Source organism: Robertmurraya phoenicis, assembly GCF_047302285.1.
In the GTDB taxonomy this organism is placed as follows: Bacteria; Bacillota; Bacilli; order Bacillales; family Cytobacillaceae; genus Robertmurraya.
This window is the reverse complement of record NZ_CP154845.1, coordinates 3,241,244-3,252,430: the sequence shown is the minus strand read 5'-3', so window position 1 is coordinate 3,252,430 and position 11,187 is coordinate 3,241,244. Positions and strand designations below refer to the sequence as shown.

Annotated in this window: 12 protein-coding genes and 1 pseudogene; 12 read left to right on the top strand and 1 reads right to left on the bottom strand. The window is 38.5% G+C overall.

Annotated elements, in window-relative coordinates:
* The first annotated feature begins 1 nt into the window (after nt 1).
* The 6 genes from AA0X71_RS16195 to AA0X71_RS16170 all read left to right on the top strand — a co-directional run bounded on the left by AA0X71_RS16195 (nt 2) and on the right by AA0X71_RS16170 (nt 5,191).
* Entirely contained in the window at nt 2-1,360 is a 1,359-nt protein-coding gene (locus AA0X71_RS16195; protein ID WP_413356346.1) for a cobyrinate a,c-diamide synthase, read from the top strand.
* Between the two features lie 78 nt (nt 1,361-1,438).
* Nucleotides 1,439-2,068, top strand: coding sequence for a bifunctional precorrin-2 dehydrogenase/sirohydrochlorin ferrochelatase (locus tag AA0X71_RS16190; RefSeq protein ID WP_413356345.1), 630 nt, complete (start codon nt 1,439-1,441; stop codon nt 2,066-2,068).
* Entirely contained in the window at nt 2,065-2,826 is a 762-nt protein-coding gene (gene cobA, locus AA0X71_RS16185; protein WP_413356344.1) for a uroporphyrinogen-III C-methyltransferase, read from the top strand. Before AA0X71_RS16190 ends, cobA begins: the two co-directional genes overlap by 4 nt.
* Nucleotides 2,820-3,374 carry a nitroreductase gene (locus tag AA0X71_RS16180; RefSeq protein WP_413356343.1) on the top strand — a complete coding sequence of 185 codons (555 nt, stop codon included), beginning with the start codon at nt 2,820-2,822 and terminating at the stop codon, nt 3,372-3,374. Before cobA ends, AA0X71_RS16180 begins: the two co-directional genes overlap by 7 nt.
* A gap of 15 nt (nt 3,375-3,389) precedes the next feature.
* Nucleotides 3,390-3,950: a cob(I)yrinic acid a,c-diamide adenosyltransferase gene (locus tag AA0X71_RS16175; protein WP_413356342.1), complete on the top strand. Its 561-nt coding sequence runs from the start codon at nt 3,390-3,392 to the stop codon at nt 3,948-3,950.
* 35 nt (nt 3,951-3,985) lie between these two features.
* Nucleotides 3,986-5,191 (top strand): CbiX/SirB N-terminal domain-containing protein, encoded by a 1,206-nt coding sequence (locus AA0X71_RS16170; RefSeq protein WP_413356340.1) that lies wholly within the window; start codon nt 3,986-3,988, stop codon nt 5,189-5,191.
* A 512-nt stretch (nt 5,192-5,703) separates the two neighbouring features.
* On the opposite strand, the gene AA0X71_RS16165 is transcribed toward AA0X71_RS16170, so the two are convergent.
* A complete protein-coding gene (locus AA0X71_RS16165) occupies nt 5,704-6,939 on the bottom strand; it encodes an IS110 family transposase (protein ID WP_413356132.1) in 1,236 nt (411 codons plus the stop codon).
* A gap of 572 nt (nt 6,940-7,511) precedes the next feature.
* On the opposite strand from AA0X71_RS16165, the gene AA0X71_RS16160 reads away from it, so the two are divergent.
* The 6 genes and pseudogenes from AA0X71_RS16160 (at nt 7,512) to AA0X71_RS16135 (ending at nt 11,086) form a co-directional block, all read left to right on the top strand.
* The gene (locus AA0X71_RS16160; RefSeq protein ID WP_413356338.1) at nt 7,512-7,706 is read left to right on the top strand and encodes a hypothetical protein; all 195 of its coding nucleotides are present in this window, start codon (nt 7,512-7,514) and stop codon (nt 7,704-7,706) included.
* 59 nt (nt 7,707-7,765) lie between these two features.
* Nucleotides 7,766-8,493 (top strand): annotated as a pseudogene (locus AA0X71_RS16155) (PLP-dependent aminotransferase family protein); the annotation flags it as partial.
* A 28-nt stretch (nt 8,494-8,521) separates the two neighbouring features.
* Entirely contained in the window at nt 8,522-9,112 is a 591-nt protein-coding gene (locus AA0X71_RS16150) for a hypothetical protein (protein WP_413356337.1), read from the top strand.
* 57 nt (nt 9,113-9,169) lie between these two features.
* The gene (locus AA0X71_RS16145; protein WP_413356336.1) at nt 9,170-9,361 is read left to right on the top strand and encodes a hypothetical protein; all 192 of its coding nucleotides are present in this window, start codon (nt 9,170-9,172) and stop codon (nt 9,359-9,361) included.
* Nucleotides 9,362-9,381: 20 nt separating this feature from the next.
* Nucleotides 9,382-10,569 carry a benzoate/H(+) symporter BenE family transporter gene (locus AA0X71_RS16140; RefSeq protein ID WP_413356335.1) on the top strand — a complete coding sequence of 396 codons (1,188 nt, stop codon included), beginning with the start codon at nt 9,382-9,384 and terminating at the stop codon, nt 10,567-10,569.
* A 61-nt stretch (nt 10,570-10,630) separates the two neighbouring features.
* Nucleotides 10,631-11,086 (top strand): GNAT family N-acetyltransferase, encoded by a 456-nt coding sequence (locus tag AA0X71_RS16135; RefSeq protein WP_413356333.1) that lies wholly within the window; start codon nt 10,631-10,633, stop codon nt 11,084-11,086.
* Nucleotides 11,087-11,187 lie beyond the last annotated feature (101 nt).

Here is an 11,187-nt window from a genome sequence, read left to right as displayed (position 1 = left end):
CATGAATCGTTTTGTATTGGCTGGTACAGGAAGCGGCGTGGGGAAAACAACCTATACGATCGGAATTATGCGTGCCTTGATGAAGCGTGGTTTAACTGTACAAGGATTCAAATGTGGTCCTGATTATATTGATCCTACCTTTCATACAGCAGTCACAAAGCGTCCTTCTCGAAATATTGATAGTTTCATGATGTCCAAAGATATTGTTCGCTCCATTGTCGCAAGAGCTAGTCAGCAAGCGGATGTAGCTATAATTGAAGGCGTTATGGGGTTATATGATGGGAAATCTCCTTTATCAAATGAAGGATCAGCAGCACATATAAGTGAAATAACTGAAAGTCCAGTGATTTTAATCGTTAATGGTGCAAGTATGGCAAGAAGTGTTGCTGCTGTTGTAAAAGGATTTCAAATGTTAGATGAAAAATCTAATATTGTAGGTGTTCTCTGTAACCAATTAGGCAGTAAAAGTCATTATGAAATTGTTAAAACAGCGATCGAAAAGGAATGTGGGATCCCGGTTATTGGTTATTTGCAAAAAGGGGCCGTTGCTCCAATGCCAAGCCGTCATCTAGGATTAATTCCTGCAGTTGAGCGGGGTGATTTAGATTCCTATTTTGATCGTCTTGCTGAGGCGATTGAAGAGACAGTTGATATCGAGCTTTTACTAAAAATCACCGATGCGCAGTCACTTGAAGTTTCTTCTTCTATTTTTGATGTCCAACGAGAAAGGAAAGGAGTCCATATTGCAGTAGCGAAAGATTCAGCCTTTAATTTTTATTATGAGGAAAATTTCGAATTACTCCGTGCATATGGGGCAATATTGCATTTCTTTTCCCCACTGCAAAATGAAGAGGTTCCGAAAATAGCGCAAGGGTTGTACATTGGTGGCGGATTTCCAGAAGAATTTGCAGGGAGCTTAGCGGAGAACGAAGTGTCAAAACAGTCCATTCGCTCGGCTATTGAATCAGGATTGCCGACACTAGCGGAATGCGGTGGTTTCATGTATTTAACAGAGGAAATTATCGACCGTAGTGGAGAAACTTATCCAATGGTAAGGATGATACGTGGACGTGTGCGGATGCAAGAGAAGTTAGCGGCACTTGGATATCGAGAAATCTCGGGTGTAGACGGAAATTTCTTAATAGGAGAAGGGGAGAGTGCGAAAGGACATGAATTTCATTATTCCCAATTTGAAGGAGAATACAGTTCACCTGCATATGTCAATAAAAGTCGCTTTCGTGCTCAACAAGAAGGCTATTTGTTTAAAAATCTAGTCGCTGGATACACCCATTTCCATTTCGCTTCAAATCCAAAGTTAGTTGAAAATTGGCTAAATGCGGCGCTTTCTATGGTGGATTAATAGGAGAGAAATTTTTGCAATGGGTGTATTCAATTTATGTAAGAAATGAATCAAATTTATAAGTTGGGAGTGAGAAAGATGAACTATTTCCCTTTACTCATGAATATTGACTTTAAAAAGGTGGTCATTATTGGCGGTGGACATGTTGCCCGTCAAAAGGTAGAAGCATTACTTCCTACAAAGGCAAATATAACAGTGATCAGTCCAAAGCTAACGGAGACTCTTCAGCGCTACGTTACAGAAGGACTTGTGATGTGGAAAGAGAAAGCATTTGAACGAGAGGACTTAGATGGTGCATCACTCATTTTTGCTGTTACAGATGATGAGGAGGTTAATAATGCGGTCGAGGAAGCGACCCAACATTGGCAGCTTCTGAGCCGTGCCGATGCAAAAGGTCGTGTAGATTTCATAAATCCAGCTGTTGTGCGGAGAGGTGATTTTGTTATCGCTGTTTCAACATCTGGAGCAAGTCCAGGCTTAACACGTAAGGTAAAGGCTGAATTAGAGGAGCAATTTGGTCAACATTATGCTGAATATATTGCTTTTCTAAAGGATGCTCGTAAGCAGATACTTTCATTGTTTTCAGGAGATATAAAGAAGCAATTGCTTGGGGAACTGCTAGAGCCGCAACTATTGGAGTGGATTGAACAAGGGGATAAGGAAAAATGTGTGGTCTGGTTACAACAAAAGATAGGAGAACGACAGTGAGCGGATATGTCTATATTGTAGGTGCAGGTCCTGGAGACCCGAAATTATTAACGATCCGGGGATTAGAGTGTATTCAATTAGCAGATGTGATTTTATATGATCGCTTAGTGAATAGTGAGTTATTGGCATATGCGAAGGAGAACACTGAATTTATTTATTGTGGGAAAGAACCAGGCAAGCATAAGCTCATTCAAGAAGAAATTCATCGGATTCTCATTGAACAAGCCAATCTAGGTAGGAAGGTAGTGCGCTTGAAAGGTGGAGACCCTTTTGTTTTTGGACGTGGAGCAGAAGAAGCGGCAATTTTACGAGCAGCGAATATTCCTTTTGAAATCGTCCCTGGAATAACCGCTGGAATTGCTGCCCCAGCCTATGCAGGAATTCCTGTTACACATCGTGATTATGGTGCAAGCTACGCCATTGTAACAGGTCATGGACGCGCAGAAAAGGGACAAGATTTTCTTAACTGGTCCGCACTTGCGCAAATGGATACAGTTGCCTTCTATATGAGCATTGGCAATATTGCTCATATTACGAAAAACTTAATGGATTTTGGGAAAAGTAGGGAAACTCCTGTTGCTGTGATTGAATGGGGTACTACAGAAAAGCAACGGACAATTACAGGGACACTTTCCACGATTGCAGAAGATATACAACAACATAGGATCTCAAATCCGTCGATGATTTTAGTTGGTGATGTTGTCCGTGTAAGGGAGCAAATTGCCTGGTTTACAGAAAAGGAGCAGGAATTATGTTAGAAGCATTAAAAAAACGGCGTGCCATTCGTCAATTTGAAAACCGAGAAGTGGAACGTTCCAAAATTGAAATGCTATTAGAAGCCGCAACTTATGCCCCAAATGATCGAATGCGGGAGCCTTGGCATTTTTATGTTTTACAAGGTGATAGTTTAAAAGATTATCGGGAAGTGGCATTAAGTTATCTTCAAAAGCGGTTCCCAACAAAACCCCACTTAGTGGAGAGCTCAATGGCAGCGATAACAAATACCCCGATAATTATTGTCGTAACTTCCGCAATTGTGGATGGAGATGAAGGAGCGACAAAGGATAATTCGTTTGCTGTAAGTAGTGCCATTATGTCGATGTGGTTAATGGCTGAACATGTAGGATTAGGAATGGTTTGGCGTACTCGTGGGGTTGGTTTAGTTCATGATACAGCATTGCACTCTTTCATTGGTGCTACAAAAAAAGAGCAATTAGTTGGAACGTTATGCATTGGTTATCCTGCCGAAGAAATAACCTCCCCAAAAAAGCGTACCCCTTTTACTGATAAAACAACGTGGCTTTAAGGAGGGATTTACTAGATGGGACAGGGGATGGTATTGGTATACACCGGTGATGGAAAAGGAAAAACAACTGCTTCACTTGGGGTTACACTTCGCGCAATTGGTCGCGGAATGAAGGTGAAATACTATCAATTTATTAAATCACCAGAACGTACATATGGAGAGCAAATCGCTTTAAGAAAATTAGGAGTTGGCTTTACATGGACGAAAACACCTGAGGAGCATCGCACAGTAGTAATGATGTTGGTTGCATGCTCAAGTGAAGAAGTGGATATAGAAGCCGATAAGGAGAAATTAGAACCGGTCGTCATAAATAATGAAGGTTTTGTAATCGAGTATGATCAGATTCCGAAACATGCCGTTTCTTTAAATCAACATGTTACAGAAATTATGTTGACCTTAGGGTTAGAAGACTCGATGGTAGGAACGGCATATTTAGATAACGAGATTTATGAACCCTTGAAAGAAGCGTATCTTAAAGTTCCAGTCCTATCAGAGCAATATCCGTCAAAAGAGGAAATTGTTGCCGAGACATTGGACATTTTGGCAAAGAGGTTTTATCCAGAGGTATTTGAATAAGAAGATCAAGAACATGTACTTAATGGAGGGATCGAATGACCACTTGGAATTTGAGTCAAATGGAACGTCATATCATGATTTGTAATGGAGCTACTTGTATGAGAGCAGGTGCAGAAGATGTCACTGGACAAATTCGTGACGAAATTCGCATCCATCGTTTAGATGAGAAAATCCATACTTCAAGAACACGCTGTAACGGTCGCTGTAAGGATAAATGTGTAGTGATTGATTATCCGAAAGGGACGTGGTATTCAGTCCAGGATGAGGATGTTGCACGTGCGATCGTTCATGAATCTGCAAACACAGATGCCGTTATTTACTCAATGGAGAATGGTGAACGAAAGCGTGGAGAAAATCGGATTAAAGGAATTAATAAATATAAGAAGGGAAACGGTTCTATGATAAAAGCAGTCTTATTTGTTGGACATGGAAGTAGATTACAAGCAGGAAATGAAGAGGTTCTACAATTTGTTGAACTGATAAAAGCAGATATAGATCCATTTCTTCTTGTAGAAACGTGTTTTTTAGAATTTGCTTCACCAAATATTGAAGAAGGGATACAAAAATGTGTTGAAAAAGGTGCGGATGAAATACATGTTATTCCGATTATCCTCTTACATGCAGGTCACTCGAAACTTCATATTCCTGCAGAAATTGAACATGCAAAGGAACATTTTTCAGATATTCAGTTTACTTACGGTCAAACCATTGGGATTCATGAGGAAGTGTTTGAGATCTTAAAAACAAGACTCCAGGAAGTTGGATTAGATGTGAAGGAGAAGCATGAGGATACAGCGATACTATTAATTGGGCGAGGCGGAAGTGACCCTTATGCAAATGGGGATTTTTATAAAATTAGTCGGCTTTTATGGGAACAATTAAATGTGCCGATCGTAGAAAGTGCCTTTATGGGTGTAACAACTCCAAGTGTAGATGACGGGATCAATCGCTGTGTTAAATTAGGTGCGAAAAAGATCATCATGCTTCCATATTTTTTATTTACTGGAATATTAATGGAAAGAATGAATAAAATGGCTGAACAGTATCGAGCGACATATCCGAAAGTGTCTATCGAGATTGCGGAGTATTTTGGTTATCATCCAAGGTTAAGAACGGTATTGTTAGAACGAATGAATCAAGCGTTAGATGGTACTTCATCAGGGATGGAGGATTTAGAAAATTTTCGTCAATATGCGAAAGAACATGGTTACGAACATCATCATCACCATGAACATGTGTAATCTAATCGCCTTTACAAGAGGCTGGGACATAACTAGTTTCAAATCATGAGAAAGGTGAATTTAAGGGTACTCAAATTCACCTCTCTCTATTTTTGTCTGTTAATTTTGCCATTAACACAAGACCTTCGATTTTCCTGGTACAAAAAATCGAGTGCAACGCAAATTAGCCTTCAAGAAGCCACATCGATTTCCGCTTTATCTAAATTTCTACTAGAAGACCCATTTTACTCCAACCACCTCTCACTATTAAGCGGAATTTTTCCTGTTATCTCCTCAATGGAGTCCCTTTTAGGAGAAATAACGGAAGATTTTCCGCTTATGGAGGGCAAAATCATTTATTTTGGCATTTTTTGAGTGAATAGCAGGAATTTTTCCTGTTAATTCGGCTCTGTTTCATGATGCTTGCTCATTAAGCGGAATTTATACGAAAATTGATGCTGGTTGCTCAAAAAAAGCAAAAAAAGACCCCCTAAGGTCTAAAATTGTACTTTTTAAAAATGGGTTATAGGCAGCTAGCTGGTTTGTACTTGCTCTAACTGTATCGCATAACCCATTTTTTCTATTTGTTTTTTTAATTGTTCTAACGTTCTTTCTTTCTTATTTGGTAAATAATGCGTGCCTAATTCACTGTACTCTACTTTATCTGATAAGATGTGATAAATGATGCGAAGGTAGAGATGAGCGGTTGCGATAGCTGCTTTCTTTTCCCCTTGTCGTCGCTTTACTCGATGAAAGAACGCTGTGATTCTACAATCTTTTTTTCTATTTATTGCCCAAACGGATTGACAAAGCATCGCTTTTAAATGCTTGTTCCCTTTACGGGACTTCGATTTTTTTTTTACACCTGCACTTTCGTTATTTCCTGGACATATTCCAGCCCATGAAGCTAGATGGGCTTCTGTTTCAAATAGCTCCATGTTGGTTCCGATTTCTGCAATGATGCACGCCGCGACATCAGTATTAATGCCAGGAATCGTATCCAGGAGTTCAACTTCTTCTTCGTATGGTTTCAGTAGTTCTTGAATGGATTTCTCAAGATGTGTCACTTGTTCTTCTAAAAAAATGATGGTGTTCATGTGCATACGGATCATTTCTCGATGATGCAATCGTACCTTTCCATTTAAAGCATCTAGTAATTGAGGAACCTTTTTCTTCAGTTTTGTTTTAACCAAGGATCGTACTTGTTCTTCGTCTAGCACTTCGCCATTCATTAGTTTTTCTAGAAGAGCCCGTCCAGAAACGCCAAACAAATCAGAAACGAACGTAGTTAGTTTGATGTTGGCATCTTGTAATAACTTGTGAATACGATTCTTTTCGGATGTAATCATATGGACAAGTTTTTGACGATAGCGCGTTCGGTCTCGTAAATCTCGAATCTCCTGAGTTGGTACCATGCTCGCTTGAACGAGACCACATCGATGCAGTTGAGCGATCCATTGAGCATCCTTGATATCAGTCTTACGCCCTGGCATATTTTTAATGTGAGCTGGATTGGCAAGCGTGAGTTGACAAGATGATTCAAGAATGTTCCATACCGATTTCCAATAAACACCGGTACTTTCCATAGCTACCTCCGTACATTTGTGTTCTGCTAACCAATCTTGCAGTTGAAGTAACTCAGGAGTTGTGGTTCCAAAATTCTTGATTAACGGCTTAGGTTTTCGATCTAATGGACTGTTCAAAATACAAGCCGTAATCGATTCTTGATGAACATCTAAACCAGCACAACATTTTCGAATAGCATCCATGAAGATTCCTCTTTTCATTAATAGACTCACAGATTATACACTTTTAAGTAGTTGTAGTTTTATACACGTGCTCGAGGCAACAATCGGCGGTACTCGTAAGTGCAATAGGCCGGATTTTTCCTCGGGTTTAAAAACTCCAATATTCCGACGGCCTTTAATCTGTTACTAATAGTCTAGACAAAAAAATGGAAATATAATTCATTCGTGTGCTGTACACCATACCAATTTTCATATCTCGCGGTGACCATTAGGTCATGTTTGATTTTTCCTGTTATTTTTTCATACCGATACTCTTACTGTTTATACGAACACTCGATCCACAAGTCGAGGGAATTTATACACTCCAAACTAGAATCAAAAAGTCGTTACTACCGACTTTTTGACCCAGCCTCTTGATTATGGCACTCTCCATTTTCATTCCCATAGATTGAGGCACCTTTCCTTAATTATCTCAATACCTACAAGTGGATGGCTGAATTCAACAGGAAGTGGATGGTGAAAAGTTGACTCTTCTCATCTATACTGAATATTTGAACGGATCAAAAATGAGGATGTTCGTATGGAGGTAGAATATGAATATATTGATGGCTGCTGTTCTATTAATATTAGTGATCGCTCTAGTAGGGACGTTGTGGCTAACGAAAAAGAGTGATGAAGATTATCGGGGAGCAACCAAGAACAATACGAAAAACTTAACCTTAATATATGGAGTTGTGATTCTGCTTTCACTTATTGCCCTTGGAGTGTATATAAGTCTTTCTTCATAAATTCTCTATCAGGTAGAGTTACAATGAAAACAAGTCACTGCAAAAAGGAATGACGTTATATGGAGTGGGAACTGGATCGAACCTCTAAGAAACCAATTTATAAACAAATTGCTGATTTTATTGAAGATAGCATTGCAAATGGGGTTTTTCCTTCCGATAAAGCTCTCCCATCAGAGAGAGCCTTGGCAAAAGAATTGAAAGTGAACAGAAGTACGGTCGTTGCAGCATACGATGAACTTCAATCAGTTGGATTGGTTCACCGGATTCATGGAAGTGGAACGATGATAAGCAAAAATATTTGGGGAATCACAAAAAACGAATTCCTAGCTGGAATCGATATATTGAATCAGGTCCATTTTTGCCTAATTTACCTATCACTCAAAGAATACGTAAGGAGATGGAAGAACAGCATTTAATTAATTTTGCAAGTGGTGAATTATCGGAAGATCTTTTTCTTAGAAATCAATTAAATGAAATTACTTCGTCTCGTTCCTTTGTTGGAAGACTTGGTTATGATCATCCACAGGGAAATACGATCTTACGTTCTACCATTACAAAGCATGTGTTGGATTATCGAAATATACATACAGATCCCTCATGTATACTTATCACTTCAGGTGCGCAACAGGCGCTGCATTTAGTTGTGCAATGCTTGCTAAAACCTGGGGATGCAGTGGTTATTGAAGATCCTTCGTATCATTATAACCTGCCTATTTTTCAATCTGCAGGGGTCAAAACGTATTCATTACCTGTTCATCATGATGGGATTAATTTAGATGAACTCTTGCTTTAACAATGGAGGTGAACATAATCAAATGTTTACGAATGAGCAATTGCAAGATTTAATTGCAGGGAAAGCGATTGGGGATAAATTTCCTTATGATACTGGCAATGAGCAAGAAATTGAAGCGCATATCAGGAGGTTATTCCATCGAATTAATCGAATTCCTCATATCATCTGTGAAGCAGAGTGGAATCATTTTGGAAGTGGATACGCTTCTTTTGTTGAATTTTTTTGCTATACGAAAAATAATGTAACAGTTGAGAGTGAAAAATACGGAATTCGAAAGGAAAAGACAGAAGGAATTATCATTGATATCTGTCGGTTAGCGCCTGTTGCGATCATGGGAGAAGATGATCGTTCAAAAACGATACGGATCGAATCAAATGAAGTATTAAGCGGTGGATACGGGTCGATCATTAGTGCTTCAAATCAATTGTATTTAAGAGAAGAATTTCATGAACTTGGAAGACAATTAAAACTAGCATTAGAAGAGTATGAGTACGCTCTTCTTGATTTTGAATTGATTAGCGCACCATTGCCATTTCGAGCAGAAATTCCAACCATATACAAGGAACCGGGAGATTATATCATTATGGATGCTATTTTTTATTGGGAGGATTAGATGGCAAGATTGAGAGCTAAATAGATTACGATGATTCATAAGTATAGGAGTGAGCCGATGTTTATCATGTTATTGATTATGCTGCTTGTTTCGAGCATCGTTTTATTTATTTGTGGATACTATACAGCTGTAATCAGAATGAAATTAGGAAGAAATGTTTTACTTGCTGTGCCAATTGTTCTGGCTATCTTTATGCTCAATGTGATGATGGCTTTAGTAGAGTTATCTAAATCACCAAACTGGCAATAATCAAAAGGAGAATAAAAGACGTGAATCAGACACTAAAGAGGAATTGGTTTCCTATCAATGATCTAAATCCGCAAAATATAGCAAGTGGCATGATTGCTGGTATTTTTATCATCACTGGACCATCCATATTAATATTGGAAGCAGCAGCCAATGGAGGATTTACTGAATTTCAAACATCATTATGGATGTTTTCTGTTTATGTATTTGGAGGACTTTTCGGAATTGTCTTACCGCTATATTATAAGATTCCGATTGTTGGTGGACATAGTCTTACAGGAGTTGCTTTTCTTGTAACGGTCACACCACAGTTTACTTTCCATCAGTTAATAGGGGCTTATTTAATTTCAGGAGTATTGATGTTTTTAATTGGAGTTTTAGGTGTGTTCTCTAAGTTTATCCAGTTAGTTCCAAAAGAAATCATTTCGGCCATGCTGGCTGGGATGATCATGAAATACATGGTGAACTTCATTACCTCTTCCAATCAATTATGGTTAGTAGGTATTGTATCTTTTATGACTTTCTTTCTTTTTAGTAAATGGAAGACAAGGATTCCGCCCGTTATAGCAGCTATAGTTATGGGATTCATCATCATGCTCTTATTTTATCCAATGAGTACAGTTGGTAGCTCATTCGGATTTTTAGTCCCTCAATTCCAAATTCCTGAATTCAATGTGGTCAGTTTTCTTTCAGTCTCGATTCCGCTTGCTTTACTAATATTAAGCAATGATGCAGCTGTTTCAATTGGTGGACTACAAGAAAAAAACTATCAAATCCCCATCAATAAGCTCATTTCCTTAAGTGGAATTTTCACGATCATCACCAGTTTTTTTGGTGGCCAGTCAGCCAATACAGCGGGAATGGCTACGGTTATTTGTTCAGGGGAGGAAGCTGGACCGAAGGAAAAAAGATATATGGGAGCAGTTGTGGCAGGAGTGCTGCTTCTTATTTTCGGACTTTGTTCTTGGAAACTCATACCTTTCATTCAAGCATTACCAAAAGAATTTATCGCCATTATCGTCGGATTTTCCCTTATTGGTGTTTTCGGGAATAGTTTGCACCAAAGTTTTTCTAAGGAGGCGATGAAAATGAGTACGGCATTTGCTTTTATTATCGCATTTTCTAATATTTCAATTATGAGTATCAGTGCACCCGTTATCTCACTTCTTGTAGGGGCATTTATAGCGAGGTTTGTTGAAAAAAGTACATAGGAGAATGTGAAACCTGAAAATCATGTTAACAAGGACAAAGCCATTTAATATGGAGGAAATCATGCAAATTAGAAAATTAAAATCCTTAGAAGAACCACCGATGGAACTGTTACTACTTGCTGATCCATCGACAGAATTAGTAAAAGAATATGTAAAAAGAGGCGAATGCTTTGTAGCAGAAAAAGAGCAAGAAATAATCGGTTCATATGTCCTTCTTCCAACAAGACCAGAGACAGTAGAATTAGTTAATATCGCTGTTGCTGAAAGTGAACAGGGAAATGGTATTGGAAAACAACTTGTGCGGGATGCGATTAACAGAGCGAAAGAACAAGGGTATAAAACGATTGAAGTTGGTACGGGGAATTCTAGTATTGATCAATTAGCCTTATACCAAAAATGTAATTTCAGAATTGTTGGTGTAGATCTAGATTTTTTTAGCAGACATTATGAGGAAAAAATAATCGAGAATGGTATTTGGTGTAGAGATATGATTCGACTGTCCCAAGATTTAGATTGAGTAAAACTTGGTGAGGATTAAAAAGATTTATAGTTTCAAGAAATAAATCCATAAAAATCCCTTGAAATTTTTTTAAATGTGAAGTATTATCTAACTATGTT